Annotated in this window: 30 protein-coding genes; 5 read left to right on the top strand and 25 right to left on the bottom strand. The window is 45.2% G+C overall.

Annotated features, from left to right (window positions below):
- Window positions 1-225 precede the first annotated feature (225 nt).
- From AC4IE7_RS12615 to nifH, 10 genes are all read right to left on the bottom strand, one after another.
- Complete coding sequence (locus tag AC4IE7_RS12615; protein WP_490777202.1) at window positions 226-1,173, bottom strand: hypothetical protein; 948 nt, start codon at window positions 1,171-1,173, stop codon at window positions 226-228.
- Window positions 1,173-2,168, bottom strand: a complete 996-nt coding sequence (locus tag AC4IE7_RS12610; protein WP_490777201.1) for a glycosyl transferase family protein — start codon at window positions 2,166-2,168, stop codon at window positions 1,173-1,175. Before AC4IE7_RS12610 ends, AC4IE7_RS12615 begins: the two co-directional genes overlap by 1 nt.
- Window positions 2,169-2,173: 5 nt before the next feature.
- Window positions 2,174-2,914: a 4Fe4S-binding leucine-rich repeat protein gene (locus AC4IE7_RS12605; RefSeq protein ID WP_490777200.1), complete on the bottom strand. Its 741-nt coding sequence runs from the start codon at window positions 2,912-2,914 to the stop codon at window positions 2,174-2,176.
- A gap of 11 nt (window positions 2,915-2,925) precedes the next feature.
- Window positions 2,926-3,192, bottom strand: a complete 267-nt coding sequence (locus AC4IE7_RS12600; RefSeq protein WP_490777199.1) for a DUF6129 family protein — start codon at window positions 3,190-3,192, stop codon at window positions 2,926-2,928.
- Complete coding sequence (locus AC4IE7_RS12595) at window positions 3,189-3,893, bottom strand: dinitrogenase iron-molybdenum cofactor biosynthesis protein (protein WP_490777198.1); 705 nt, start codon at window positions 3,891-3,893, stop codon at window positions 3,189-3,191. Before AC4IE7_RS12595 ends, AC4IE7_RS12600 begins: the two co-directional genes overlap by 4 nt.
- A 216-nt stretch (window positions 3,894-4,109) precedes the next feature.
- The gene (locus AC4IE7_RS12590) at window positions 4,110-4,304 is read right to left on the bottom strand and encodes a 4Fe-4S binding protein (protein ID WP_069005825.1); all 195 of its coding nucleotides are present in this window, start codon (window positions 4,302-4,304) and stop codon (window positions 4,110-4,112) included.
- A 19-nt stretch (window positions 4,305-4,323) separates the two neighbouring features.
- Window positions 4,324-4,539: a putative nitrogen fixation protein NifT gene (gene nifT / locus AC4IE7_RS12585; protein ID WP_490777197.1), complete on the bottom strand. Its 216-nt coding sequence runs from the start codon at window positions 4,537-4,539 to the stop codon at window positions 4,324-4,326.
- A 127-nt stretch (window positions 4,540-4,666) separates the two neighbouring features.
- Window positions 4,667-6,238 carry a nitrogenase molybdenum-iron protein subunit beta gene (gene nifK / locus AC4IE7_RS12580; RefSeq protein ID WP_490777196.1) on the bottom strand — a complete coding sequence of 524 codons (1,572 nt, stop codon included), beginning with the start codon at window positions 6,236-6,238 and terminating at the stop codon, window positions 4,667-4,669.
- A 111-nt stretch (window positions 6,239-6,349) separates the two neighbouring features.
- Window positions 6,350-7,831: a nitrogenase molybdenum-iron protein alpha chain gene (gene nifD, locus AC4IE7_RS12575; RefSeq protein ID WP_490777195.1), complete on the bottom strand. Its 1,482-nt coding sequence runs from the start codon at window positions 7,829-7,831 to the stop codon at window positions 6,350-6,352.
- 102 nt (window positions 7,832-7,933) lie between these two features.
- Window positions 7,934-8,809 (bottom strand): nitrogenase iron protein, encoded by an 876-nt coding sequence (nifH, locus tag AC4IE7_RS12570; RefSeq protein WP_490777194.1) that lies wholly within the window; start codon window positions 8,807-8,809, stop codon window positions 7,934-7,936.
- 188 nt (window positions 8,810-8,997) lie between these two features.
- On the opposite strand from nifH, the gene AC4IE7_RS12565 reads away from it, so the two are divergent.
- Entirely contained in the window at window positions 8,998-9,840 is an 843-nt protein-coding gene (locus AC4IE7_RS12565; protein ID WP_490777193.1) for an NAD(+)--dinitrogen-reductase ADP-D-ribosyltransferase, read from the top strand.
- A 123-nt stretch (window positions 9,841-9,963) separates the two neighbouring features.
- Here AC4IE7_RS12565 and AC4IE7_RS12560 read toward each other — a convergent pair whose 3' ends face one another.
- On the bottom strand, window positions 9,964-10,326 hold the full coding sequence (locus AC4IE7_RS12560; protein ID WP_490777192.1) for a hypothetical protein: 363 nt from the start codon (window positions 10,324-10,326) through the stop codon (window positions 9,964-9,966).
- Window positions 10,327-10,364: 38 nt separating this feature from the next.
- Window positions 10,365-10,613 (bottom strand): DUF3144 domain-containing protein, encoded by a 249-nt coding sequence (locus AC4IE7_RS12555; protein ID WP_490777191.1) that lies wholly within the window; start codon window positions 10,611-10,613, stop codon window positions 10,365-10,367.
- A 433-nt stretch (window positions 10,614-11,046) separates the two neighbouring features.
- On the opposite strand from AC4IE7_RS12555, the gene AC4IE7_RS12550 reads away from it, so the two are divergent.
- From AC4IE7_RS12550 to AC4IE7_RS12540, 3 genes are read left to right on the top strand one after another with little or no spacing between them, the layout of a single operon-like run.
- Complete coding sequence (locus AC4IE7_RS12550; protein WP_490777190.1) at window positions 11,047-11,946, top strand: SIR2 family protein; 900 nt, start codon at window positions 11,047-11,049, stop codon at window positions 11,944-11,946.
- 36 nt (window positions 11,947-11,982) lie between these two features.
- Window positions 11,983-12,240, top strand: coding sequence for a hypothetical protein (locus AC4IE7_RS12545; protein ID WP_490777189.1), 258 nt, complete (start codon window positions 11,983-11,985; stop codon window positions 12,238-12,240).
- Entirely contained in the window at window positions 12,224-12,622 is a 399-nt protein-coding gene (locus AC4IE7_RS12540; RefSeq protein ID WP_490777188.1) for a bacteriohemerythrin, read from the top strand. The genes AC4IE7_RS12545 and AC4IE7_RS12540 overlap by 17 nt, the downstream gene beginning before the upstream one ends.
- A gap of 24 nt (window positions 12,623-12,646) precedes the next feature.
- On the opposite strand, the gene aqpZ is transcribed toward AC4IE7_RS12540, so the two are convergent.
- Both aqpZ and AC4IE7_RS12530 read right to left on the bottom strand, forming a co-directional pair.
- Window positions 12,647-13,339, bottom strand: a complete 693-nt coding sequence (aqpZ, locus tag AC4IE7_RS12535; protein ID WP_490777187.1) for an aquaporin Z — start codon at window positions 13,337-13,339, stop codon at window positions 12,647-12,649.
- Between the two features lie 102 nt (window positions 13,340-13,441).
- A complete protein-coding gene (locus AC4IE7_RS12530) occupies window positions 13,442-14,107 on the bottom strand; it encodes a hypothetical protein (protein ID WP_490777186.1) in 666 nt (221 codons plus the stop codon).
- A gap of 212 nt (window positions 14,108-14,319) precedes the next feature.
- Between AC4IE7_RS12530 and AC4IE7_RS12525 the strand changes: the two genes are divergently transcribed.
- Window positions 14,320-15,870, top strand: a complete 1,551-nt coding sequence (locus tag AC4IE7_RS12525; protein WP_490777185.1) for a YiiX/YebB-like N1pC/P60 family cysteine hydrolase — start codon at window positions 14,320-14,322, stop codon at window positions 15,868-15,870.
- 524 nt (window positions 15,871-16,394) lie between these two features.
- Here the strand turns inward: AC4IE7_RS12525 and draG are convergent.
- The 11 genes from draG to nifL all read right to left on the bottom strand — a co-directional run bounded on the left by draG (window position 16,395) and on the right by nifL (window position 25,779).
- Window positions 16,395-17,321 (bottom strand): ADP-ribosyl-[dinitrogen reductase] hydrolase, encoded by a 927-nt coding sequence (draG, locus tag AC4IE7_RS12520; protein WP_490777184.1) that lies wholly within the window; start codon window positions 17,319-17,321, stop codon window positions 16,395-16,397.
- Between the two features lie 68 nt (window positions 17,322-17,389).
- Window positions 17,390-17,971, bottom strand: a complete 582-nt coding sequence (locus AC4IE7_RS12515) for a nitrogen fixation protein NifQ (protein WP_490777183.1) — start codon at window positions 17,969-17,971, stop codon at window positions 17,390-17,392.
- The gene (locus tag AC4IE7_RS12510; protein WP_490777182.1) at window positions 17,971-18,327 is read right to left on the bottom strand and encodes a 2Fe-2S iron-sulfur cluster-binding protein; all 357 of its coding nucleotides are present in this window, start codon (window positions 18,325-18,327) and stop codon (window positions 17,971-17,973) included. Before AC4IE7_RS12510 ends, AC4IE7_RS12515 begins: the two co-directional genes overlap by 1 nt.
- Before the next feature lie 26 nt (window positions 18,328-18,353).
- Window positions 18,354-18,638, bottom strand: a complete 285-nt coding sequence (locus AC4IE7_RS12505; RefSeq protein WP_490777181.1) for a 2Fe-2S iron-sulfur cluster-binding protein — start codon at window positions 18,636-18,638, stop codon at window positions 18,354-18,356.
- Between the two features lie 39 nt (window positions 18,639-18,677).
- Entirely contained in the window at window positions 18,678-19,964 is a 1,287-nt protein-coding gene (locus tag AC4IE7_RS12500; RefSeq protein ID WP_490777180.1) for an FprA family A-type flavoprotein, read from the bottom strand.
- Window positions 19,961-20,386, bottom strand: coding sequence for an ArsC/Spx/MgsR family protein (locus AC4IE7_RS12495; RefSeq protein ID WP_490777179.1), 426 nt, complete (start codon window positions 20,384-20,386; stop codon window positions 19,961-19,963). Before AC4IE7_RS12495 ends, AC4IE7_RS12500 begins: the two co-directional genes overlap by 4 nt.
- Window positions 20,379-20,579: a hypothetical protein gene (locus tag AC4IE7_RS12490; RefSeq protein ID WP_490777178.1), complete on the bottom strand. Its 201-nt coding sequence runs from the start codon at window positions 20,577-20,579 to the stop codon at window positions 20,379-20,381. Before AC4IE7_RS12490 ends, AC4IE7_RS12495 begins: the two co-directional genes overlap by 8 nt.
- An 11-nt stretch (window positions 20,580-20,590) precedes the next feature.
- Window positions 20,591-20,869: a 4Fe-4S dicluster domain-containing protein gene (locus AC4IE7_RS12485; RefSeq protein ID WP_490777177.1), complete on the bottom strand. Its 279-nt coding sequence runs from the start codon at window positions 20,867-20,869 to the stop codon at window positions 20,591-20,593.
- A 10-nt stretch (window positions 20,870-20,879) separates the two neighbouring features.
- On the bottom strand, window positions 20,880-22,388 hold the full coding sequence (nifB, locus tag AC4IE7_RS12480) for a nitrogenase cofactor biosynthesis protein NifB (RefSeq protein ID WP_490777411.1): 1,509 nt from the start codon (window positions 22,386-22,388) through the stop codon (window positions 20,880-20,882).
- A 191-nt stretch (window positions 22,389-22,579) separates the two neighbouring features.
- Window positions 22,580-24,145 (bottom strand): nif-specific transcriptional activator NifA, encoded by a 1,566-nt coding sequence (nifA, locus tag AC4IE7_RS12475; protein WP_490777176.1) that lies wholly within the window; start codon window positions 24,143-24,145, stop codon window positions 22,580-22,582.
- Complete coding sequence (gene nifL / locus AC4IE7_RS12470; protein WP_490777175.1) at window positions 24,145-25,779, bottom strand: nitrogen fixation negative regulator NifL; 1,635 nt, start codon at window positions 25,777-25,779, stop codon at window positions 24,145-24,147. The genes nifA and nifL overlap by 1 nt, the downstream gene beginning before the upstream one ends.
- Window positions 25,780-25,973 lie beyond the last annotated feature (194 nt).

Genomic DNA, 25,973 nt, shown 5'->3' with positions numbered 1-25,973 from the left:
TTCAGGACAATATGCCGCACAAACCAATCCAGCATATTTATTGAGTGCAGACAAGAGTGTTGATCATTTAAAATTGACTACCCTATGCCAGAGCAGCACAAAGCAAGCCATTGATAATTAAACAATCTTGACTGATTTAAGGAGTGTAATATTCCTTAGCCTGTAATCTTCCCTGGTATCCACCCTCTTTTAAGGGCACCTCGATCACTATTCGAGAGGCAATTTCTATACGCCGTAGGGGTTTGCTTCCCATTCGCGCAATACTTGTAAATCTCTGGGAGGCAGATAGTCAAAGGCCCCCATCTGATCCTTTAAAACAGCTTCGGCTAATGTATAGTTGTCTGATTTACTACTCAACATATTAAAAAACCAGGCAAATGGATATCCGACCTGACGATCATAACCATGAATGGCATTAGCCAATTCTGATCCATGCGGGGAATCGGTCAATCTGGCAATTGTCTGATTACCCTGAAAGGTAGTGTAGGGTTTAGCACTGAGTTGAAATTCACCATCGCTGTCCTGATACTCTCTTAGGGCCAAGATCCAATGCTTACAAAACACATTCTGTGCCCCAGCGCTGCTTACCTGCCAATCTTTAAAGAACCGTTTTAGGTTTTTAATAGAACGATTTTCCTTCGCTTTCTCTGACACTAAACCTTCAATAGGCGTAATGCGCCGGAATTGCAGATAAGCGCTACTGATCGGCTCTGGCTCGAGACGAGGATAATCCAGTGGGTCGAGAAACTCCTCCAGGCTTTCAGGAAACCAGTCTCTCTCAACTAACGGTCTATCCAATACCTCTTGCAGCTCTTCGATTTCCAACTGCACAAACTGTTCAGGAGCATCCCCGTGGGTCGCAGTAAAATAGTGTGTTTTTCCTGCCAAACGGGTAGCAAAGTAGCCGGCATCAATATAGTCGGTGATGAGATTATCGATATCACCTGCAGAGGTTGTCTCTGCCCATTGAGCAATATTCTGTGCTATCGGCTGATAGTCCGAGTCTACAACACCACCCAATCGATACCAGTTACCCCGTGTAATCACATGAGAAAAGTTAAGATCCGGCATCAACTTGTTGATCTCACTATACAGTCCCTCAATACCTTCACTGATATCGTAAGAGAGAACAAGCATGGCAAGCTCTTCAGGTTTAGCAAACGGGGCACTCATTAAACAGCCTCCTGAGCTACAAAACTATGATGCCTATCACGCCACCAGGAGTCTGCCAACTCATGAGCTTTAGTCTCGGTATCGACAAGCCTGAGTGATCTGATGACTAACGCCAGCGTACCAGTTACTGCCAACTTCCCGTAAATATCTTCAGCTTCTCCATCCCATACCGATCTAAAGTGGTTCAGATTGAGACGCTCTTGTTTGACCTGCAGGCCTGGTTTGACACGATAGGGCCATGTCTCCAGCCAATCCTTGCCATCTGTCACTCCATTGAGTTCGACAGCACGGTCGGGAATGCGCTCAAATTCACCGCCCTCCCCTTTGCAAATCAAGCAATTCGGCTGCTCTAGTAATAGTGCTGCCTGTTGGTGAATTGCCGCGAAATTGGGATGGAACACTCCCATCAGACTAAGAGGGGCAGATAGAGGATTTAACATTCTTACTACAGTATGCAGAGGCGGACGCAGACCAAAAAGATCACGTGTTGCTATCAATTGTGTCGCTAGTGGCGATAACTTGCTGATTGGCAGGTACGAAAACCCCTGGTCAGCGAGTTGTTTTTGAGCCTCTGGCATAGAGTTGGCAGCCGTCATATCCAGGGCATCCAGTGCTTCTGGAACATATACTCGATCATCGCTACGACTCATCCCATGCATGAACACTGGATAGCCGCGTCTTGCCACAATCAATGCCGCAAGCAGAAACCAGGGTAGTTGTCTTTTTTTACCCGCATAGGCAGCCCAGTCTACGGCTGGTGCAGGTGATTGATTTGCTATGGGTAAACTATCTTTTAGCGCTTGTGTAAATCCAGCAACCTCTTCTGCCGTCTCTTCCTTGACACGCATCAGCATCATAAATGCACCGATTTGCTCTGGTTCAACATCATAGCAAGCAATCATATTCATCGCCTCGTATGCCTCTTCGCGAGACAGAGGACGCATGCCATTCTTTCCCTTCCCTAGTATCTGAATATATTTTGCAAACGGATGCATTTGACTTAATCCTGTTGTTCCGAAAGGCGCTCTTCCGCGACATGCCTTACATCATCATCTTCATCGTCTAGCATTTGAGGTAACAGTTTGACCGGTACCCGTTGACAGGCTACTAAACGAACTCGCCAATCGCTATCACTCAGTAATGGTTCAAGCCCATCTTTGTCATGACGTTCTGCGACGACCAAACGCACCTCAGGTGCTGAGTCATTCATCATCAATCCAATACTTTCCACAGGTAGGCGTGAAGCAACTGTTTTTCGTACATCCCGATCGGGGTCTAGAATCATTCTAAACAACCTGCCAGGCAGAATTCGCTTGGCTACCATGTGTCTGACCATATAGTCTTCATCCTTGACCATATTTTCCAACAGTTCAATCGGCAGTCTATCTGCAACAGTAATCCTGACCTCTCTGTCAGGATCGTTGATTAAAGGTTGGAGTTGATCAACTGGTATTCGATATGCCAGAACCCTACGAACCACTTCATCGGGATCATCAAGCATCTGCAGCAAACGTTGCTGTGATAAGTAACGAGCAGCAATTGCACGTCTTTCCCAAAATTCATCACCAGCATAAACTTCTGCCAGATCCGGGTTGAATTGGAAGAATCGCGCGATCTGCCTTCCGCTCATTGCGCGTACGCAGACATCGCCGGGGTTACACCTTCCCGACTTTAGTCTGTCCTCCCGGTGAGGACAGGTGCTGCAATCAGCAGTAGGTGTTCCTACATTTTCCTTTGCCATCAATTCTTCTGTCACGCTTCTTCTATCTCAGCAACCACAATACCTGTAGCCGCATCCAAATCTTGAGTAAAACTTAGGCAATGATTGCGACTATCGATCAAATAGAGATTGAATAAATCTGACTCGTGTAGAGGTGATGCAGCAATAACATCATCATCCATACAGTAGGTAAAGTGTATCTCAGGAAACTGTTGACGTAGCTCAATAACAGCTGACTCATCAACTGACCGCTGTGTCAATAAGTTTCCAATATTCTCTACTTGCGCTTGAGTGATCATGCCTCAAGTTCCTGCTCAAAGCGAATACGTTGCTCTGGATCCTGCCCCATCACCTTTGCCAACCAAGGTGATGCATCATCACCGATAACAGTTTGCAGTGATTGTATTTCATCACTGATAGGTCCTGCTTGGGGCTTTTTGATCGGATGCAGACCAGCCCGTACAACTTTGGCTGCTGCTGGCCCACCAATAGAGCCGACAAAGAGTAACTGACAATCGTCGATCAAACTTACACGATACGCATTTTTATCTTCAACATCTGCATTTTGGTCGACTGTTCTGATATCGACTAATCGACTTGAATCTGATGAGATCTGATAGATAAGAAATCGACGACATGATCCAAAATGGCCATCCAGCATTTCAGACTTATTGGAAGCGAAAGCAACCCGAATACTGTTCGGCATATCCCCTTCCTGGTACGCCTCTATCTCGGGCAGAGGCTCGCTGACGATACTATTTTCGCCTTTAAGAGATGCTAGTGCTGATTTGATTGCTGCAGTATCACAATCTGCAAATTCACCATCTGCAGCAGACTTAAGATCTTTCACCTTAAGTGACGATAGTTTTTTAGCGGTCGGAGGAAGACCGACGGCATCAGCGAGAACTCGAAGTAAACGAGCTGGATCAGTATCCGGCAACTCTCTTGCAGCCAAACCGATACGTAATGCAATCTCCTCAGAGATGGGTGAAGCGCTCATATATCACTCCTAAGTTTCTCGTAGATGTTAAATTTGAACATCCACTTGTTTGATTGCTGTCCATCGTCCCTGAAGGACTAAACTAAACTGTAAATGACGCTAATCACCACAAACACCAGCAATATTAATGCATATCAGATCCAATACATCCAATAGTTGTATCTGCGATGATTGGCGTACATTTAGCGTCAATTTGTCTCTGAAAACTATTTCTGCTTACACTGGGATGATGCAGTCATCTTCCATGCAGACATCAAGACATTGAGGAACATCGTGGTCACCATCACACTCAGTACAGGTTTCCTCCTCAATTTTATATACCCCTTTGAATGGCACAATCGACTGAGTCGGACAAACCGGCTCACAATCACCACATGCGGTACAAATATCTCTTACTATTTGAAAAGCCATGACAATCTCCTAATTACTACTATTCGGCACGTTTAAAACGTAAAGTTGTAGGAAAAGATGGAGGTGGGCTGATTGGATCGATGTAATACTTTGTACCATCGGTCAACTCGACCTCTCCGCCCCACTCGGTTTCAGTATCTTTCTCTACTTTCGCAATCTCATCTTCCTGATCTTTTTTCGCGATGTAGAATAAAAGCGCACCATTATCTTTCACACGTATCATTACATTGGGCACGGTGGTTACCTCACTTCATTTATCAAATAGAGTATTTGAATATCAGTTCAGAGTTGAGCGGCGGGTTATCACCCGCCGCCGTTCAACTCAGAAGGTAACACTCAAAACTCGTGCTACCCAAGGGGAATTAACGTACCAGGTCGTAGTTGTAGTCAGTGGTACCCATACCGCGAGTCTCTTCGTCAAGACGCTCAAGTACAGAGTTAACCAACATCTTCAACATATACATAGCACCTTCATAGCCCAGGGTTGTGTCACGATGCATGTGATGGCGATCAAAGATCGGAAAGCCAATGCGAATCAGAGGTACTTCATGCTCTTTACCCTTGTGCAAAGTATCACGTTGGATGAACTTGCCGTAAGAGTTACCGATCATGAAGTCAGGCTTGTTGGTGAACATCAGTGAACGGAAGTGCCACAGATCCTTACCAATGTGAACTTCGCTGTTCTGCCCATAGGGAGAGTCAGCCAAGATTTTTTCCATCGCCTTTTTCCAACGCTTATTGGCATGATTACAGAGAACCTGAGTTGGCTCAGCACCCAATTCGAGTAAGAACTTGGTCATACCCATGACGAAGTCAGCATCACCGTAGAGTCCGAACTTCTTACCGTGTAGCCATGCATGACTATCGGTCATCATGTCAACCAGAACCCCACGCTCACGAGTCAAAGACTCAGAAATCGGTTTGCCAGTGAGCTCAGAGATTTTCATCAAGAAAGCGTCAGTAGCTTCCAATCCCATCGGAATCGCAACATCTGAGGCAGGGTGCTTCCAGGTGTTTTTGGTAAATTTACGACTCTTAACTGACTGCCAAGGCTGCAGGTAGAGTGTATCTATAGCATTCGGTGCATCCTTGACCTCATCGATTGTAGTACCGCCATCATACAGACGGAATTCACCGTCTGCAGGTGTGTCAAGCACGTCTGTAGGATCACACAGCAGGCTATAATCAACATCCATCTCTTCCATCATGCGTTTCATGACACGATAGTTTCCGAGATAGGTCTCGAAGCCAGGTACAATATTGATTTTACCATTGCTACCAACTTCTTTGTCTTCCATGTAGTTCAGCGTGAAGTAACGCTGAATACCTTCAAACATGTTGTCCCAACCCGTTGTATGGGAGCCAACAAAACTTGGAGTATGTGCAAATGGTGTTGGAAACTCTTCCTCAATATGCCCCTCTTTCTTGGCATTACCAATGAAAGCATTCAGGTCATCACCGATAACCTCAGCCATACAAGTGGTAGAGACAGCAATCATCTCTGGCTTGTAGAGTGCTTTAGCATTTTCCAGGCCAGCGAACATATTTTTCTGTCCACCAAATACTGCCGCGTCTTCAGTCATTGAGTCAGAAACACAAGCTACTGGCTCTTTGAAATGACGATTAAAGTAAGTACGGAAATAGGCTACACAACCCTGTGAACCATGCACATAAGGCAGAGTCTTTTCGAAACCCAGAGCGCAAAGTACTGCGCCAAGAGGTTGGCAGGCTTTGGCCGGGTTAACAGTCAGGGCAGAACGGCTGAAGTTCAGCTCTTTATACTCTTCAGTGGTTGTCCACTGGAAAACCTCCTGAATTTTTTCATCAGGGTGTTTCTCTTCGAAATTTTCCTGTTTGTTTTTCAGTGTCTCAATGTATTCGTCAGTACGAAACAAGGGATAACTGGGTTTGATGTCATCGACAACTTGGCTCATGATATTTCTCCTACCGCGCCACTAATCTGTGGACAAGCGGTTGGTTAAGTTTGAATCTGGTTGTTCATTTCCGGTGATCGATTTAATCAACCGACCACCGAAAGTCTTCCGTTAAGCACCAGCCGCAGCGGCTTCGGCCTCATCTTCACCCTTCAACCAGGGTGCCTGGATTTTATTCCAGCATGGATTATTCAAAGTCATGTCCATGTCACGTGCGAAAATGGCGAAACCATCATAGCCGTGGTAAGGACCTGAATAATCCCATGAGTGCATCTGACGGAAAGGGATACCCATCTTCTGGAATATATATTTTTCCTTGATGCCAGAACCAATCAGGTCAGGTTTGACCTTCTTGACAAATTCTTCAAACTCGTAACCGGTAACATCATCATAAATCAGGGTAGCATTGCCCATCTCTTTGATTGTGCGGTCGTAGTCGTCGTTATGAGCAAACTCATAACCTGTACCGACAACTTCCATACCCAGGTCCTCATAAGCACCGATAATGTGACGAGGACGCAGACCACCAACGTAGAGCATGACTCTCTTACCTTCGAGACGTGGGCGATACTTAGCGATTACCGCTTCATATTCAGCCTTGTACTTCTCAATGACTTTCTCAGTATTGGCCTGGATAGTCTCATCGAAGAAACCAGCAATCTTACGCAGGGACTCCTCGATCTTAGTAGGACCGAAGAAGTTGTATTCCATCCAAGGAATACCATATTTCTCTTCCATGTGGCGAGAGATATAGTTCATGGAACGATAGCAGTGAAGCAGATTCAGCTTAGCCTTTGGAGTATTCTCCATCTCAGCCAGGGTGCCGTCTCCAGACCACTGTGCGATAACACGCAGACCCATCTCTTCCAACAGAGTACGCGAAGACCAGGCATCACCACCGATGTTGTAGTCACCAATAATGGTTACATCGTAGTCTGTACCTTCAAAGCTGTTATCTCCGTCACGATTATGAAGCACCCAATCACGAACGGCATCGTTAGCAATGTGATGACCTAAAGATTGGGAAACACCACGAAAACCTTCACAACGAACAGGAACAACTGGCTTCTCGATCTCAGCCGTGGTTTTCTTAGCTACGGCTTCGATGTCATCACCAATCAGACCGATTGGACACTCAGACTGAACAGTAATGCCTTTGTTCAGTGGGAACAGCTGTTCAATCTCAGTCATGATCGTGGACAACTTCTTGTCGCCGCCGAAGACGATATCCTTTTCCTGGAAATCAGAGGTGAAGTTCATGGTACCGAAAGTATTGATACCAGTTGTACCTACATAGTAGTTACGACGTCCAGCACGTGAGTACTGTCCACAACCAACAGGTCCATGAGAAATATGGATCATGTCCTTGATTGGTCCCCAAACCACACCTTTAGAACCAGCGTAGGCACAACCACGAATGGTCATCACACCTGGTAGTGATTTACGGTTAGAGGTTATGCACTTTTTAGACTGCTCTACATCTTGGTCATTGACCGCAAGATGCTTCGCACGGTCCTTTTTGGCGTTTTCTGGATAGACTTCAAGCACCTCTTGAATGAGGGCCTCTGTCTCTTCGCGTGTCAAATCTGACATAAAATTCTCCTTCACCTGCCACCACTAATCTGTGAATACACAGGCTATGAAAAAATGATCGATTGATACCGACCCCAAAGGGTCGGCGCAAAACCCTATGGCTTATGATTCTGCAGAAGCAGTCTGGCCGACGATACTCTCGTCCTCTTCGTCCATCAGACCAAAGTCCATCAACAGATCTTCCAGGGCATCCATGGTGATTGGGGTTGGGATAACCATAAACTTGTTGTCGATGATCTTCTGAGCAAGATCGCGGTACTCCTGGGCCTGCTTGGCGGCAGGATCGTACTCGATAACGGTCATACGACGAATCTCAGCACGCTGCACCACGTTGTCACGAGGAACGAAGTGAATCATCTGAGTACCGAGCTGACGAGCCAGTTCCATGATCAGTTCGTCTTCACGAGCTGTGTTACGGCTGTTACAGATCAGGCCTGCCAGACGTACGCCACCAGAGTTAGCGTATTTCACGATACCTTTAGAGATGTTGTTGGCAGCGTACATAGCCATCATCTCACCAGAGCATACGATGTAGATTTCCTGAGCCTTGTTCTCACGAATAGGCATAGCGAAACCACCACATACCACGTCGCCGAGTACGTCGTAGAATACGAAATCGAGGTCTTCTTCGTAGGCGCCTTCCTCTTCGAGGAAGTTGATAGCGGTGATTACACCACGACCAGCACAACCAACACCTGGCTCAGGGCCACCAGACTCAACACACTTGATGTCGCCATAACCGGTTTTCAGTACATCTTCCAGCTCCAGGTCCTCAACTGTACCTGCTTCCGCTGCCATCTCCATGATGGTGTTCTGCGCTTTAGAGTGCAGAATCAGGCGGGTGGAATCCGCTTTGGGATCGCAACCGACGATCATGACTTTCTTACCTAGCTCAGCTAAACCTGCGACCAGATTCTGGGTCGTGGTAGACTTGCCGATGCCGCCTTTACCGTAGATTGCACATTGACGCAGTGCCATGTTGGATCTCCTTACTATTGTTGAATCAGTAGTGACTAATGTCGTTTGTGGTCACGTGGACGACTAGAGATTTGCAATCGGCGTGCCAAAAAATCTAAATATGCATAACATATTGATTTTTATATTATTATTAGTATTATACCGCTCTACAATTGAGGTCAGGTTCACGACAAACACCCAGCAAATGTATGGATGAAAACAAACAATCGGTGTCACAGCGTACATCTCTACCCGCTTTTGCACGTCTACCAATCAATAGATGCAGCCTTCCCGCTGTAATCCTTGGTAGCCTTACCTTCCAGGAGCATCCTGTGAAGATCATGCTTGATGGAGTTACCGAACTTCATGCTGATCTTTTTAATCATCTTGATCATGTTCACGCCGATCAGCGTGCAATCCACTTCATGGAGTACATGCGTTGCTGTTTTCTGCTCGACAATTTGGATGAAGCTGGTTTTGATGCGCAACGCGCTCGCCACAAACGAGAGAAAGCCGATTACCTGCGCATCCTGCGTGGCTGGATGTTTGATCCTGATGGTAAGGAGGCTGCTGTTTTGAAAAGTTGGGTAGAGTCCCGTTTCGGGTTGCTGCCAATAAACCACCGGGGGCCACTTGGGGATTACTCCTCAGAACACTATCATCGATATCTTAGTGATCGTGCTCAAGGCCTATATAACACCAATGGTCTGGAAGCTCAGCTTGATCTGCTCTATACCTATTGCCAATATGAAATCGAACAGATTCATTCGACCACATCTCACCTGAAACTCTATAGAGGTATCAATCACATCAAGGAGCATGAAATCCTGCATCAGATAAGCAAACAGGAATGCATACTATTACTGAACAATCTCAACTCATTTACTAATGATCGAGAGCGTGCCGATGAATTTGGTGATTACATACTGCAAGCACAAATTCCCTTTGTGAAATTGCTTTACTTTCCCGGTTTACTTCCCGATAGCTTGAGAGGTGAAAATGAATATCTGGTTATTGGTGGCGTATCTAGAGTAAAAATCAGTATTTTATAGTGCATTTCGAAAATGAACCGCTAAAAGCAATGGATTCATAGACTGTACAGCTCGCACACAATGGTTCTTTATATATAGAACTGTATCTGTTTACTCTCTATCAATAAACCGATGCTCTTAGCTTCAGACACCGTAAAGAGAGTCACGCAAGTAGCTTTTGAAGTGTTTCATAACCGGCTTGGGTATTGTCTTCTCTGCAAAAAGCCTTAATTCATGGATCTGTTCCTGTGAGATCAATGAATCAGCATGCAATGCTGAATCGATCTCCTGGTGTATGGATGGATCAAACAACAATCCCTTCCGTTCCTTAATTACAGTATAAATAGCTACCACAGCCATTTGTTCTTCGGGACCCATTTTACATTTATTGTCGAGTATCTTAAGCATGACTGCCGTGACACAATCGATTTGCAATGGGTCAAGTGGTGCGGTTTCCGCCCATAAGGCAGCGGGATGCGGGGCTTCGATGGCTGTCTGAAGTTTCATATCTTCTACCCGGTCAAACAATGCGAATTAACAATCGGTTACTCACCAGGTGTGGAAAAATCGTGCATACACTCCATCAACATCTTCCTGTATTGATCGCAATAGTAATCTACTGCTGCTTGCTGATTTTCCGAGGCACCGTCAGACTCAAAAAAGAAGTTAGTATTATACCATGCTGCGGCATACATAAATGCAGCGCTGAGGAACGGCATCGCCCACTCCTCGCTTAAATCGTTAGCAAGGTGGATGAATTCATCTGCAACTTCGCGAAAATCTGATTCCTGCATTGAAATGACACTCTCATTTGATTAATTACATTTCAATCAACTACACATTTCGTGCCAAGTCTATTTTTTCATGGAATCAGCGATCTAAATGGGTTTAATCACGATTTCTCAGACATAGCCTCTGATTGATGTTCTGAAATTTGTAGCAAAACCTACAACTGCTATCGAAAGTGATTTTCTGATTGTAATGGAAACAGCTTATAAGAGATTCTTATAAATAGTTTTCGAATCTACTTTCAGATTTTTCAAATCTAAAATATCAAATACATTTATCTTTACTATTAATGACTTAATGATTTGTCTTAAGTAATTACTTATCATCTGTTTTCATATAGATTCCTCACGCATTTTCAACAATATGTACTTTTCAATAATGTTTGGCCTGCGTCTTGCAGAATGTCTATGGATACTTAATATTATTTGGGGGAACAGCATGGTCGAGAAGAAAATCACGGAACTAAAAGCTGGCATATCATCAGGCCAGATAGTGCCCTACCTTGGTGCGGGTGCGCTCAATGGATCGGTCAATGTTGAAACAGGGGATGCCATTCCTGCAGACAGCGACAGCCTCATATTGGCAATGAATAACGGTCGCCCCATGTCTCCAAGACTCATGTACGAGTTTGCACGAGCTGCCATGGACGTTGAATTAAAGCGGGGCCGCTCTGCTGTCAACCGTTTTCTGGATGAGACCTACGGAAAGCAATCATGGACTCAATCACCTTTGCATGCCTGGCTGGAATCAGTGAAACCTCACTATGTAGTTGATATCAATCGCGACACTCAGCTGCAGCAGACCTACAGCAATATGCCACACACATTGATTCGCGGAATTTCCAGGGTTGGTGGAACTGACTACCGATTTCGTATCCATCATTATGATGGTGAGAAATACTCTGAGAAAGAGATTGATCAATCTGAAGCGGATCCCTCTCTGCCAATTCTATTCAAGCCCATGGGTAGCCCACTTCCAGATGCAACCTATATCGCCTCAGATGCTGACTATGTCGACTACATTACTGAATTGATGGGTGGATTCGCCTTACCAAACTATCTGAAAACATATCGAAAAGGTAAACAGTATCTCTTTCTTGGCTTGAGAATGACCCGGGATACTGAGCGCATGGTCCTCTCTGATATAATTTATGCTGCTGATCAACCTGCAGGTTGGGCTTTAATCCCAGAGCCGAATGATAAAGAGCGACGCTTCTGTAACAAAATGAATATTGAAATAGTAGAAGCCGATATCGACACCTTTATAGGTGAAGAGTTTGCTGTTCAACTAAATCAAGACAAGAATGATTCAGCCCTTGAAAGTAAAGTGGTCTGTTGATTCAACCTTTACTACTGAGGAGTATTGAGTAGAAAGATGTCCCGTTTCACACCCTGCCAAGGAAAAAACGCCTGCCGTGACAATGGCACAATCTGCCTTACATGTGGCCGAGAATTGACAGAAATTGTAAAACTGCGCGAACTGATGAAAGAGATTACATCACTTGCAGTCGAGTATGACTATGAGAATGTAGATGATTTCACTCAATACGTTGCACGTAAAATTACAAAAATGATCGACTATCAAAGAGCAAATCCAGACACATCGATAGAGATCAATGCAGATGCTAATTGATGGCTTCGATCAGCGTTTTAAACTCGATTTACCACAGATGGACGATACTCACTCAGAGTTCGTTGATCTGGTAAATCGACTGGCGGATGCAAACAGGGAGGAGTTCGCATCTCTTTTTAAAAACCTGGCTGAACATACCCAATCTCATTTTGATAGTGAACAGCAGATGATGGAGGAGTCCCATTTTCCTGCTATTGCAGAACACATTTCTGATCACCAGCGGATACTGGGTGAGCTGGCACGTTTTGGCAAGCGTGTTGCAGCCGGCTCAACCACTATGGCCCGTGCTTATGTCAGTGAACAATTACCCAATTGGTTTGAGTTGCACATTCAAACAATGGATAGTGCGCTCGCTGCTCATCTCAAAAATAACCAGGTTTAGTCTTATTCAGCTGCTCTTTAGTTGTTACTCATTCTCAGCTGCCCCAATAAACCGGTAGATCATTGCACCAATCACGCCACCAATTATTGGTGCAACCCAAAACAGCCAAAGTTGTGCAACGGCCCAATCCCCTACAAATAGAGCAACACCAGTACTACGAGCGGGATTGACTGAGGTATTTGTGACCGGAATGCTGATCAAATGAATGAGAGTCAGACATAAGCCGATTGCTATTGGTGCGAAGCCCTGTGGTGCCCGTTTATCTGTAGCTCCGAGGATAACCACAAGAAACATCATGGTCATAACAACTTCAGTTATGAGAGCAGCCTGTAAGCCATAACCTCCAGGAGAGTGTTCAGCGTAACCATTTGAGGCAAAACCGTCAGCTAATTCAAAACCGGCCTTGCCACTGGCAATGAGATACAACACGCCACCCGCAACAATCCCCCCTAAGACCTGGGCAATGATATAAGGTAGAAGCTCTTTAGCCGGAAAACGTCTACCGGCCCATAGACCAATGGAAACTGCTGGATTGAGGTGGCATCCGGAGATATGACCAATGGCATATGCCATTGTCAGGACAGTTAAACCAAAGGCTAACGAGACGCCCAACAGACCAATACCCAATTCCGGAAACGCAGCTGCTAATACTGCACTGCCACATCCCCCTAGAACCAACCAAAATGTACCAAAGAATTCAGCACCATATTTATTCATAATATTTCCATATTTCAGATTGATGTTGCCATCAACCGAGAATAGATGAATTGTGCACAAGCGTTAAGTGGTCTACTGTAGAAACTTACAATCTTTCACAAATTACGGAACCTCTAAATCACTCTGCTTGCGCTCCCGTGCTGCAGTAAAGAAAATCATTGCCATAGCATAACTGGAGACCAATCCAGCTGGTAGTGCTAATAAAAACAGCACGACGGAAGCTAACAAGCCCCCCATAATTATGTTACTCCAGGAGAAGAGCTTCAAATAATTGTAGTTAGACTTCAGCTTCAATAAACGCAGTCCAAACAGAATAGATACGATACCCATTGGGATCAGTAACACAAAAAAGCTGATGGAGATCAGATTAAACTCTTCCGCATCTGCAGGCATAAATATATTTAACACTGCCATAATGAGAGAGAGTGCTACTAAAATAGTGATATATCGATCTGCAGTGTGAGTTTCCAATCTAATATTGAGTAACTGCTTAAACATAATCAGCAGATAGATGTAAATCGCGCTATCAACAATATTAAAGAGATTACCAAAGGTGGTATAGAACTCATTCTCAGGCTCAACGCCACTCATGAATGAAATAGCAATCGCTGGAATTGTTGCAATCAGATAGAAAATCGTAAGCCAGGCAAGGAATAGGAGCTTTCCAGTGGTTAAACTGCCCCTGACAAAGGATTGAGGAACTATCTCTTCCTTTAAGAGCTCTGATTCAGGTGTTTTATAGACAGAATCACTATTTGATATAGTCATTAGGAATCACTTTCCGTAATTTCAGCTGTTATTTCTGGTTTAGTAACATGCTGATGCATAATAGCATCTGCATTAGTTTTTATATTTTCCGTTAGTTCGTGCATTAATAGGGAATTAGTATAGCAATACCAGGATTTTGTGGTTATTTTTCCTTTAAATTCAATACTTAATGATATTCACATTTCGGAACGAGATTTTCTCTTAATATTAATATGATCAGATTTCCTATCGTTTTCGCCAAATGGCGAAGTTTCACAACCCGTTTGGTATTGTGCCTTTGCCTGGTCCTTGCACATAGTATTAGCAACCTTGCTGTAGCCAATCCTTTTACCCAGCCAATCTGTGACACTGAGGATAAGGTACGCTATTCAGCTGAATCCATAAAACAAAAAATAACCGCATTCCAGGTACTCACTGAAGAAGCGCTCAGTTTACGCTCCGAATCGATCATCTTCCTATCTCAAGTCAAGGAGAAGCAGCGGTTAAAACAGCCACTTCTTGGGGCAGATATGCGTCTGCTGAGTGCTGGTGCTGCAGAACTGATCAATCAACGCAAACTGCTGTGGTATGTTGCAACCCTGCATGAATGCTGGCTAGATGAACCCATTCCAGACGATCCCCTACTAGCCAGAAACCAGGCAATTGGCATCACCATGTCCCTGTCGGCAGCATTAATTCTCTATGACAACTATCTCACAGCTGTTGCGCTTTATCAGGACGACCTTTTTTTGCGGAATCATATCAACGAAGGCGACTCCGCATATCTTGTGCCCAAGGGTGAGCTTAGAAAGGTTGCTACTTCATTTACCTCGGCAGTTAATCGAGCACGTGTCAGGCGTGGCTTGATATGGTACGAGAAACATGCTGCATATTTATCAGAATCTGACCATGATAGTGAACGCTATCTGGCCACCCTGATTGAACAGAGTCCATCCTACACAATGGTAAGAAAAATCAGGCCATTAAATTATGCTGGAAACCTGATTGAGCTCATTGGAACCACATCAGTAGATACCTTGTATACCATACAGAATGAAGGGATCAGTTTGTCGAGTATGATCTTCGGAAATGTAATCGGCTTAGTAGAGTCCCGTCGTGGCAAACTTGATAAACGACCTGAGATTCATAATCGACTAACCAAAGAGCTGCGGGCTGGGGATGTTCTTCTGGAAAAGACCCCTTTTCGCCTAACCGACTCATTCATACCAGGCCACTGGGGGCATGCTGCCGTCTGGATCGGCACCGAATCTGAACTGCGTGATTTGGAAATCTGGAATCATCCAGTGGTAAAACCTTATCATCAGCAGATACGTGATGAGCGTGGGGTAGTCGAAGCACTGCGCTCAGGTGTGGAGATGAACACGCTTCAACACTTTATGAATGTAGATGATCTGGCTGTACTGCGCCAGAGCAATCTTAATCAAAAGCAGCGTCGCAGAGTGATCCTTCAGGCTCTGCGTCAAGTGGGAAAAGCATATGATTTCAGCTTTGATACCCAGAGCACTAATAAGATAGTCTGCTCGGAGCTGGTATATCATGCTTATGGTGAGGTAGATTGGCCAACAGAACGTAAGTTAGGCCGAGTCGTGGTCAGCCCTGATAATATTGCACAAAAAGCAGTTGATGGTGACCTGTTCAGTGTTGTTGTTCTCTATCACGATGGCAATGAAATAATGAACCATCCTCAAAAGCAACTGAACAATTTGATCAAACCTAAAGTGGTAGCCCTTGCCTATAGCGGTTTAAATGATATTTCACCTTAAAGATTTTAAACCTATGACGAGGTACACTAGCAATAGTTGTTGCTTGATGAGATTGCATTAGCTTGCCGCTGTGTAAAATGCAGAGTTGTTGTTGGACTAATTAAGGTGAAAGGCAGTTTAAATCTGCCTACAACCAGATCAAATGCCTACCCGCTCCCAATTTATTGGGAAGCATGCAAACTTTAAAACGATCTATGGTGGTAGTGTTGAATCTGCTAAAGATATCTCTTGGTATAGAGTTGTATAGTTGATCAACAGTATGGCTGCTATCTAAACAGCCAGCATTAGAACTGATTTGATGCCCATTATTCTTTATTAAGAGGTCGTTCACTTACTTCTACTCCACAATAGTGACCTATTCAGTATGAATAATTACTACTATTGCCATAGCTACTGAAATCTCAACACAGCAACCAGTGTGCCAAGATGGGGTTACTGCTTGAATACCCTACTTATTTTTTATGGAGTACTATCTAATAGAACGGACTGTGTAAGAAATATCGACAGTTTTTTACGGGATTAATCTATATTATGCCTGTCACGCCAGGATGATCAGCTGCTAATTTCAATAACTCATTTGTCTGCTTTTCACAATATTTTTTTATCTTTTTATCTATGCTTTTAAGCCATCTTTCCGGTATCTGACTCGGACCATAGAAAGCACCAGCAATCATGCCAACAATGGCACCCGTTGTATCAGCATCACCACCACGATTGACTACGTCGACTAGTATTGCCTCAAAGTCATCACTCTCAAACAGGGCCTGAAAAACAACCTGCAATGTATCGACGATATATCCGCTGGGATTTTCAACTCTCTTCTTATCGAAACGAAATTCACGGTGTTGTTCGACCAAACGGTCAGCTATCTGCCTTAGTGTAGCTTTGTCTTCGCCCTTCATGGCTGCGACACACATTTCCAGGACAGCTTCAGTTCCGGCATCAGAGAGGGGGTTATTGTGGGTGGTATGAGCTTGAGTACGGGATGCAACAACCAAGGTGTCAATGGGACTATTACAGTAAAGAATAGCGATGGGTAGGCAGCGCATGCAGGCACCATTTCCTGCATCATATTCATTCTCTTCTACCCAGGGGTTGCCTGTATTGCGGAATTGAATTACCCCACGCCTTACCGTATTACCAATATCTATTGGTTTTCCTCGCATCCATTCGCTGAAAGCCTGGGCAACAGCTTTGGCACTGACACCACCACTTTTCACCAGGGCTTCTCCCAAGGCCAGGCTCATCTCTGTATCATCCGTAACCTGTCCCGGCTTCAGGTGTAGCCATCCGCCACCTTTAATGGTGTCATGAACACCATATTGGGTCTTTATTTCATTGGGGGTAAGGAATTCTGTCGTGGCACCCAAAGCATCACCAATAGCCAACCCCAGATATGCTGAGAGCGCCCGTTGAGCAAGGTTCCTGTCTATATTATTTTGCTCTTGCATCTATTGGTGCTATCTCTGTGCCAGCCTTAGCAGGAGTGCCAAATAACAGAGGCTGAAATAGTGGTTCGTTAATCTTCTGGAGCAAAGCAGTTGATATAGTCTGCACATGCTTCGCAGCTGGGAGCACGACAAGTATATATGCCTTCTGTTTCACATAAACGTTTATAGAGAAATTTTTTCCACTTCATATTCTTTGTGTTCAAATCTGCCAAAGGGGTAAAGTGGTCACTCATTAGTTTAGACAGATCGGCTCTGCTCCAAAGTCCTAAATCCTGCCATAGATGATCGCTGCCCAAACAGCCAAACACCAATATTTCAGCCAGCCACCGTTCAGATTGGCTCTGATGGGTGCTATTGCCGAGGATCAGTTTGCGCAAATCATCCATCTCCTCGTCATTATCACACATTGGTGGATGGTCGTAACCTAGCAGGGAATGTGGTTGTATTCTTGGGAAATGGGTTTGTATAAGACGTCTGAATTCCAACTCCCCCAGACCTAACCATTGAGGCAAAGCACTCTGACCGTACGACCAGGATGATAGAATGCGCGCCAGGATATCCTCAACAGAGCTCTCCTGGCGCGCAGCCGCTCCGATCAGTTTAGCGTAACATTGCGCTACACCATCACTATCCGGAACTGGATGAGACATCACAGCGCCTCATATTCGACAACGACATCCTCGTCCCTGGGAATAAATTGGCAGGCCAACCGCCACTCACTCGGCAAGTCATCAACAATCATCTTTTCCATATCATCCTTGCTGAGTTTACCCAATTCTCTAAGAACCTTTTTCTCTTTTTCTTCGAGGTGGTAACCCATAGGTTGTTTGTCACCGATATACTGGACACGGATAACACAACTCCCACAATCACCGTCTCCGCAATCGAATTTGATTGGGATCTTATTGGTTTTGGCAATCTTTAACACAGTTTCTGTAAAACTGCCCGCAACCGCATAGACGGTTTTGTCTTTGTATTCAGGATTGCTAAATGTAATCAGAGGCATATCTTGAACTCCTAAGAAGTATTTGATCAGGCAGGCTTAACAGAGCAATCACCCAGAATCTGCGCCTGACATGCAAGGCGGTCATGACGTCCAGCCATGTTCTCCTTAAGCACTTTCTCCTCTAAAACTGAAGGCTCAGTCAGGTTATTCCAGCCATCTTCAACATGCATCATGCAAGTTCCACAATCCCCTTCACGGCAGCCATAGATAATACCGGCACCAATTTTCTCAGAGACTTCAATAACTCTTGTACCAGCTGGCACATTGACTGTCTGTTCAATGTCTTCAAATGTGATTTTCGCTTTTGCCATTTCAATTCACCTGTTGCTTAAAGTTAAATATTTGTCGGATTAAGCCAAATCGGCTAAATCAATCACGCCTTTGTTCTGTTTTTTTCCTACCATTTCCTCTGCAATGGCTTTGCCAAATGCTCGGCATTCCACTAACTCTTCTTCGGTGGGAATCAATTTTATTCTTAAACCCTGCTGGGGGATGCGCATTTTCAAACCGCGCATTCTGTCCTCGATCATTGGAACCGCTTCACCACTCCAACCAAAAGAGCCAAATGCACCACCCAGTTTGCCCTTGAGATTGACCACTACCAGTGATGAGAGAAGATCCCAAACAGGCTTAACCGCATCACCATTGATGGTGGGAGAGCCAAATAACAGTGCATCTGCCTCTTCTATCAAATCTACAAAGGGGCCTATCTCCCCTCCTTCAAGGTCATACAGAGAGACTCTGACCCCTTTAATGGATGCCGCACCTTCATTGATCTCTTCTGCCATCCTGGCTGTGTTTCCATAGGAACTCATGTAGAAGATAACCAGGGACTGTCGATCTACACCGATCTCCCTTGAGAGACTGGAAGTTGAAAGTTCACGGTAATGTGTAACATAACGTCGCGGACGCTCTCTTAGAATCGGGCCATGAGTAGGCGCAATCTGCTTAATCTTAAGGGGCTCAATCAATTTCAGCGCATCCATTACATGATTCTTGAATGGTCTCATGATGTGCGCATAGTAATAATCAAAAGAGAAACGAAAATCACCAACCAGGTCATTGAACAATCGTTTATCACAGTAGTGGCAGCCGAACACATCGCCCGAAAACAATATGCCCTCCTCTTCGAGGTAAGTACATTGCGTGTCTGGCCAATGCAAAAAAGGTGTGTGAAGAAATCGTAGTGTCCGATCACCAAGAGAGATGCGATCGTCTGTTGTTACCGTGGTGTACTCGAAAGCGTCATCACTTGTAGGTTTAAGTAATGCTTTAAGCATCGAGGTGGCTCTTTGTGAAATATAGAGTTTTGCCTGAGGAGCGCGACGCATCAACTCAGGTAGAGCTCCAGTATGATCGGGTTCAAGATGGTTAAGGATAATCGCTTTGATCTCCTTATAATCAACCTCAGACTCAAGTCGGGCAAAGAACTCATCACTAAAGTTCTCTTTGACTGTATCAATGATAGCGACACCATCATCACCCTTTACAAGATAGGAGTTGTAGCTGGTTCCGTTAGCCGTACTGAGGATGATATCGAATGTTCTCAAGGAGGGATCGAGTGCGCCAATCCAATACACATCATCTGCGAATTCGACAGCTTCTCTATGGCGGGATACATCGACTTCGTTACTCACGGTGGTGCCTCACAGACTTGTTGTTCCGTCGTCTCCATGGGGCAGCTTTGTAGATCTTTTTTTCCCTCAATAGTGACTCCAAGCTTATCGAGTACAGTACCCGGAGTGAAGCCGGATTGTCTCAGAGATTGGCAAATCATCAGGGGTCGCTTAATCAATATTGGGTTACCAATCATCAACTCAAGAGCTGCAATTTCATCAAGCTGATCTATCTTAATCTCACCACTTTTAACTTGAGGCGCACTGTCATTAAACCAGCTGGATACAGGTTTGTTTTCAAAAAAAGGGCGCAGACTTTCGTGTGTCCAGGGTTCACTGAGAATATCCCGGACTTCTAAAGTAATCCCCAATTTACGCAGGATAGCTTTCTGTTGTTGATTACCCACACAGCCTGGTTTTTCATAAAAAACCAGTTCAGTCATCTTTTCTTGTCTCTTGCATGCTCATAATCAACGCAGATTGACGCTGCCAGAGACGTTCTGGAAGGCAAAAGCCTTTGGGCTGCAGAGAATCAGCTGGACGGATGAAATGTGTGCGCACAAATCTCATCACATGACTATACGACTTGGCTGAATCGGTGATTACTGGCTGTAAAGCTGTTTGTTTGTCAAACATGTTTAATCTCCTCAGCGTGACTGTATCTCGGCCATGACTTCTGTCATCCGCTCTGGTGGAATACCGGTAAGTGACCCAGGCGGATTGGCTGGTTGAGAAAAGGGATCAAGAATTGCACCTTCAATTGGACAGATACTGACGCACTGCGGATCAGAAAAATCTCCTTCACACTCGGTACACTTCTTAGCATCAATCTTAAAGTGAGGTCTCGCCTCAAATATCGCTTTGCTTGGGCAGAGCGGTTCACAGGCCCAGCAGTTAACGCAGCTTTCTATAATTTCGAATGACATAGCTTGCTCCTTAGGCTCCGACCTGTAGTTTTCCGACCTGACTGGGTTTATCAAGCTGGCCGTTTTCAACCATCTCTGCATAGACCTTGGCTACAGCATCTTCTATCGGTTCCATGGCATGTTCACCATTGGGTTGGATACCGGATTCTTCCAGCATCTCCCATGGCTCATAACCAATTTTTGAACAGAGCACTGCTTCGCACCCTTCCAGAACACGTATTATCTTCTGCAAGGTAGTTTCAGCATCACCACAGGTATCTCCACCTGAGCAATAGAGATCTACTTTTCTGTGTCCGATGAAACGAACATCAGTGGTTGAGGCTTCGTAGACAAGAAACTCTTTGGCATGACCAAAATGCTGATTAATGACACCACCACCACTGCTAGCTACAGCCATCAGTACCGGACGGGTCTCTTTTTTGCGTTTCGTTAAGGCAGTCAATGGAATAAAAGTCTCATTGGAACTTTGCTTCTGAGCTTCACGCTTGGCTTCGACCTCAGCCTGATAATCGACACGTTTTTTCATTGCTTCTTCATAATCAACATCCATCAGTTCAACCTTATCCATGGTGAACTCATCGCCTCGATCTTCTCCCAGCATGCCTACAGCATCAGCTCGGCATTGGCGACAGTGGCGCATCATATTCATGTCGCCGGCACACTTGTCCTGTAGTACCTGAAGTTCGTCGTGGGTAGGGCCACGCTGGCCCATAACACCATAAAACGTACCGTGCTCAGCTTCTGCAATCAGCGGCATAACGTTATGCAGAAAAGCGCCCTTCTCCTTGACTACCTTACTCACCTCTTCCAGGTGTTCATCATTGACACCAGGAATCATCACTGAGTTGACCTTAACCAGAATGCCACGATCAGTAAGCATCTGTAGTCCTTTCTGTTGCTGCTCGATAAGGATTTTTGCGCCTTTGCGACCTTTGATGCGGCGATTGTTCCAGAAGATCCAGGGATAGATCTTCGCCCCGACATCAGGATCTACGCAGTTGATGGTAATGGTTACATGGTCAATATTGTGTTTGCACAGCTCTTCGACTTGATCAGGAAGAGTCAGTCCATTGGTAGAGACACAGAGCTTGATATCGGGAGCCTTTTCGGTCAATTGACGAAAGGTATCAAATGTACGCTCAGGATTGGCCAAAGGGTCACCAGGACCGGCAATACCCAAAACTGTCATTTGTGGGATATTGGCCGCGACAGCCATAACCTTTTTTACAGCCTGATCCGAAGTCAACAGCTCAGATACAACACCGGGTCGTGATTCATTGGCACAATCATATTTTCGGTTACAGTAGTGACACTGAATATTACAGGCTGGAGCAACTGCCACATGCATACGGGCGAAATGGTGATGCGCCTCTTCAGAATAACAGGGGTGGTTGTGTACCTTCTCCCTGATATTATCAGGTAGATGCGACAGTTGATCGTTACTCCCGCCGCAACCGGATGCACTGCACCCACTTTCAGCTGAGGTATCTGCTGTTTGACCAATCACTTTCAATTCCATCATCCGGCCTCCCAATAGCGACGCAATGAGGTGGTTTTTTACGTTTGGTAGGGATAATGCAATCTGCGTGCCTAGTTTTTAATTCCGGCTATCTTATTGTTATTATTATAATTTTTTTGTTGTTTTAAGGATTCTGTCGCATTGCATACAGGGCATTCAATGGTCCCTGTATGACAAGCGACAGAACCAGCTTACATCTGACGCACTTTAATATTCAGGGTCTGAATTCGATAGCCAATCTGCCTTGGGGTCATACCGAGCAGTCTCGCAGCCTTGGCCTGAACCCAACCCGCTTGCTCCAATGCGGCAATAACCCGTTCACGCTCATCAAGATCCGGGTCATCTATGTCAATCTTGTTGTTATCGGGAACTGGTGTGTAACCCTGCTCTGATAGCGGTTTCAAGCCACTGAGGTTGACTGCTTTTTCGTCAATCTGTCCTTCTCCGCTCATGACAGCTGCCCGTTCCAGACAGTTTTCCAGTTCACGAACATTTCCCGGCCAGTCATGGTGCATCAGCAACCGCACGGCACCATCATTGATAGACAATTCGCGCCCCTGATTCTTGGAGATCTTAGTAACCAGAAATCGGGCCAGATCGTTAATATCTTCTTTACGATCACGTAGCGCCGGCATTTGTATAGGCATAACATTCAGTCGATAGTAGAGATCCTCTCTGAAGCTGCCCTCTTGTACTTCAGATTCCAAGTCTTTGTTTGTAGCCGCAACGACTCGAACATCAACAACATGAGTTTTAGCACCACCAACCCGCTCAAATTCACCTTCCTGTAGTACACGAAGCAGTTTTGCCTGAAACGCAGGGCTGATTTCTCCGATTTCATCAAGAAATATGGTACCGCCATGAGCCTGTTCGAAGCGCCCTTTTCGTTGATTGACTGCGCCAGTAAATGCCCCTTTCTCGTGCCCAAACAGTTCTGACTCCAATAGGGTATCGGGTAGTGCAGCACAATTGAGTTTGATAAATGGCCCGTTGCTTCTGGGTGAGTTGTAGTGAATGGCATTGGCAATCAGCTCTTTTCCGGTTCCGGATTCACCACGAACCAATACAGTGGTATTCCATTTAGCAACCTGGCGAACCTGCTCAAAAATCACTCGCATACTTGGTGTATGACCGACCATATTTGAAAAACCATGTTCGCCACGAACTTTACGCCGCAGCGAGTCCCGCTCATTTTTAAGGGCCAACTGTTCGTCTTCCACTTTTTTGGCAAGTCGAACACTCTGACCAATCAGATTCCCGACCATCTTCAAAAAGCGTTCATGTATTTTCAGCAGGCCGATGCTGCCTAGTGGTTGTGCAGCCAGTACACCTGCTGTTCGCTCCCCTATGAGGATAGGAACACCAACAAATGGCAATTCGGGATCGTAGACACCTAATCGATCAAGAAAACGATCTTCATCTGATATTCGCCGTACAACCAGCGGTTCACCACTAGCCATGATCGCACCTACAACACCTTCACCAGGCTTGTAGCGAACCGTGTTGAAAGGTGCAGGGTTTTCATGCAAAGCAGTAACAAACAGCTCGCCACTGGTATCATCCAGTAGACAGATCATTCCATGCCTCAGTTTTGCGGTATCACTGAGCCGACTGAGAACTTCAGTCAATGTCTCTCTGAAATCGAGAGATCGACTTAACACCTGACTAACCTGATACAGGCTCTCCAGCTCTGATTCCAGTACAGCACTGTTATTTGCTGCAACTGAAGTATCGATCTGTGTATCTGTCGAAGTCATTAAGACTTTTCCTCCATACCACTAACTGGAAGTCTGACAAAGACGCGACATCCGCCGTAAAAGTCAGGATCGATTTCCATACTGCCTCCATGCCCGATAACGATCTCCTGAGACATTGTCAGTCCCATGCCTGCATGTTCTTTTGGCTGTTCCCATCCACAAAAGAAAGGTTCAAACACTTTCAAACGTTGTGTCTTGGGTACACCTAATCCGTTATCCATAATTTCTATTACCAGTTCCTGATTTTCAACACTTGTCTGGATACGTATTTCGCGGTAATCCTGCTTCGCTTCTATAACGGCTTTAATCGCGTTATCAATGAGATATTTGAATAGACCACGCAGTGAATTGATACGACCCGACACCGCAGGTAATACATTCGCAGGCCTCCAGTCCACAACAATGCTCGCAGACAGAAGACTTTCAGTGGATAGTTTCAACACCTCATGCAGTAGCTCATTGATGTTTACCAAGCTCTCATCTTCCATCACAGGACTGGGTAAAGCTTCGTGTAGACTGTCCATCGCCTCATCGCCACTTTTCAAAGCTTGCTGCAATACTATGCGCATCCCCATATCCTCCTGGCTTGCAGCAGGCATGGCCAATGCAGCCTTGATGACATTCAATGGGGCTTGAATCTTGAATATGGCGCCGGAGATCGCTTCGCGCATGGTTTGTACCATCTGCTGCTCCGCCATATTGGCACGGATCATATTCAGTCGTGCTTCTTGAATACGATTGCGACTGCTAGTAACTTCATTGGCAATCAACAGCAGACAGCACCGAGTCTCCTCCTGTTGTTTGAAATAGTGTTGGGCTGCTTCGTCCAACTCAGGCAGATGTACACCTGAACAGGCGAACCATCTTGGACTAACCCCTCCAGGCGGATCCAGTCTTACATCCACATTTGTAAAGCCATTGCCGACTTGGCAGACCTTACCCAGATCAAAGCCTATCTGTTGCTCTAGAGCTTCTAAAAAAACTGTTGTGGGTTCTACACCTCTAAAATCCCCCATCAAGGCTTTGTAAGCATGATTATCCAGTAACACTTTCCCATCCGCAGCCACTACAGCCACCACCATAGGTGCTGCATTCAGTGCTGCTTCGGTAAGATTTTTTTGGAACTTTAAACGCTGCTCCAGCTGGTGCACCTCAGTAACATCACGGTGCATACCAAGAAAAAACGCAGTTTTACCTTTACTGTTGTTCACCGGAGAGATGATCAGTTCAGCGAGATACTCCTCACTGGATTTACGGTGGTTGACAAGAGTACCGTGCCAAACCTCGTTTTTCTGAATAGTCTCCCAAAGCTCTCTGTAGATCGATTCTGGAGTCGATTTACTTGAGAGTACCGACTCATTCTTACCTATCACCTCTTCCCTGGAATAGCCGGTTAGCATCTCAAACGCGCTATTAACATAGAGGATTCGTGCTGTAGGATCGGTGATTGATATCGCGATGGGTGCTTGTTCAACTGATTCGAAAAAGAGCTTTGGTGGTAAAAACTGATTACTGTCCAGATTCCCGAATGCCTCGAGGATTTCATCCGGCGTTCCTTCAGGAGGAGAGGCAAGAAAGTCATTAATCCTGTCGACAACATCGCTGTTAGTAGATTTTATTTTTCGTTGGATCATAACTGCGATCATCCTAATGCGAATGTAGAAAAACTGAACATAGCTAAGGTTATAGCAAAACCCATACCATCGCTGATTACAGAGGTGAGAACCATTAGATAGCCCCCGTTGTCGCTAACTCTACAAAGTAACCGCCGCAATCTGTTGCGAAACCTACAAAGCAATGGATGATCCTTTTCGGTGCATTTCCGCAC

Source organism: Candidatus Thiodiazotropha sp. AKAK3, from assembly GCF_058244645.1.
Note: the sequence above shows the minus strand (reverse complement) of the source record. Positions and strands in the feature narration are given on the sequence as shown.

Excerpts from the sequence above, each read along its gene's own strand:
- AC4IE7_RS12605 (WP_490777200.1), bottom strand. The coding sequence starts at position 2,914 with ATGGCAAAGGAAAATGTAGGAACACCTACTGCTGATTGCAGCACCTGT.
- nifK (WP_490777196.1), bottom strand. The coding sequence starts at position 6,238 with ATGAGCCAAGTTGTCGATGACATCAAACCCAGTTATCCCTTGTTTCGT.
- AC4IE7_RS12615 (WP_490777202.1), bottom strand. The coding sequence starts at position 1,173 with ATGAGTGCCCCGTTTGCTAAACCTGAAGAGCTTGCCATGCTTGTTCTC.
- nifH (WP_490777194.1), bottom strand. The coding sequence starts at position 8,809 with ATGGCACTGCGTCAATGTGCAATCTACGGTAAAGGCGGCATCGGCAAG.
- AC4IE7_RS12555 (WP_490777191.1), bottom strand. The coding sequence starts at position 10,613 with ATGCAGGAATCAGATTTTCGCGAAGTTGCAGATGAATTCATCCACCTT.
- AC4IE7_RS12565 (WP_490777193.1), top strand. The coding sequence starts at position 8,998 with ATGGATGAAAACAAACAATCGGTGTCACAGCGTACATCTCTACCCGCT.
- AC4IE7_RS12540 (WP_490777188.1), top strand. The coding sequence starts at position 12,224 with ATGCAGATGCTAATTGATGGCTTCGATCAGCGTTTTAAACTCGATTTA.
- nifB (WP_490777411.1), bottom strand. The coding sequence starts at position 22,388 with ATGGAATTGAAAGTGATTGGTCAAACAGCAGATACCTCAGCTGAAAGT.
- AC4IE7_RS12600 (WP_490777199.1), bottom strand. The coding sequence starts at position 3,192 with ATGATCACTCAAGCGCAAGTAGAGAATATTGGAAACTTATTGACACAG.
- nifL (WP_490777175.1), bottom strand. The coding sequence starts at position 25,779 with ATGATCCAACGAAAAATAAAATCTACTAACAGCGATGTTGTCGACAGG.
- AC4IE7_RS12610 (WP_490777201.1), bottom strand. The coding sequence starts at position 2,168 with ATGCATCCGTTTGCAAAATATATTCAGATACTAGGGAAGGGAAAGAAT.
- draG (WP_490777184.1), bottom strand. The coding sequence starts at position 17,321 with ATGCAAGAGCAAAATAATATAGACAGGAACCTTGCTCAACGGGCGCTC.
- AC4IE7_RS12515 (WP_490777183.1), bottom strand. The coding sequence starts at position 17,971 with ATGTCTCATCCAGTTCCGGATAGTGATGGTGTAGCGCAATGTTACGCT.
- AC4IE7_RS12505 (WP_490777181.1), bottom strand. The coding sequence starts at position 18,638 with ATGGCAAAAGCGAAAATCACATTTGAAGACATTGAACAGACAGTCAAT.
- nifD (WP_490777195.1), bottom strand. The coding sequence starts at position 7,831 with ATGTCAGATTTGACACGCGAAGAGACAGAGGCCCTCATTCAAGAGGTG.
- aqpZ (WP_490777187.1), bottom strand. The coding sequence starts at position 13,339 with ATGAATAAATATGGTGCTGAATTCTTTGGTACATTTTGGTTGGTTCTA.
- AC4IE7_RS12485 (WP_490777177.1), bottom strand. The coding sequence starts at position 20,869 with ATGTCATTCGAAATTATAGAAAGCTGCGTTAACTGCTGGGCCTGTGAA.
- AC4IE7_RS12545 (WP_490777189.1), top strand. The coding sequence starts at position 11,983 with ATGTCCCGTTTCACACCCTGCCAAGGAAAAAACGCCTGCCGTGACAAT.
- AC4IE7_RS12560 (WP_490777192.1), bottom strand. The coding sequence starts at position 10,326 with ATGAAACTTCAGACAGCCATCGAAGCCCCGCATCCCGCTGCCTTATGG.
- AC4IE7_RS12525 (WP_490777185.1), top strand. The coding sequence starts at position 14,320 with ATGATCAGATTTCCTATCGTTTTCGCCAAATGGCGAAGTTTCACAACC.
- AC4IE7_RS12495 (WP_490777179.1), bottom strand. The coding sequence starts at position 20,386 with ATGACTGAACTGGTTTTTTATGAAAAACCAGGCTGTGTGGGTAATCAA.
- AC4IE7_RS12530 (WP_490777186.1), bottom strand. The coding sequence starts at position 14,107 with ATGACTATATCAAATAGTGATTCTGTCTATAAAACACCTGAATCAGAG.
- AC4IE7_RS12510 (WP_490777182.1), bottom strand. The coding sequence starts at position 18,327 with ATGCCTCTGATTACATTTAGCAATCCTGAATACAAAGACAAAACCGTC.
- AC4IE7_RS12490 (WP_490777178.1), bottom strand. The coding sequence starts at position 20,579 with ATGTTTGACAAACAAACAGCTTTACAGCCAGTAATCACCGATTCAGCC.
- AC4IE7_RS12590 (WP_069005825.1), bottom strand. The coding sequence starts at position 4,304 with ATGGCTTTTCAAATAGTAAGAGATATTTGTACCGCATGTGGTGATTGT.
- AC4IE7_RS12550 (WP_490777190.1), top strand. The coding sequence starts at position 11,047 with ATGGTCGAGAAGAAAATCACGGAACTAAAAGCTGGCATATCATCAGGC.
- nifA (WP_490777176.1), bottom strand. The coding sequence starts at position 24,145 with ATGACTTCGACAGATACACAGATCGATACTTCAGTTGCAGCAAATAAC.
- AC4IE7_RS12595 (WP_490777198.1), bottom strand. The coding sequence starts at position 3,893 with ATGAGCGCTTCACCCATCTCTGAGGAGATTGCATTACGTATCGGTTTG.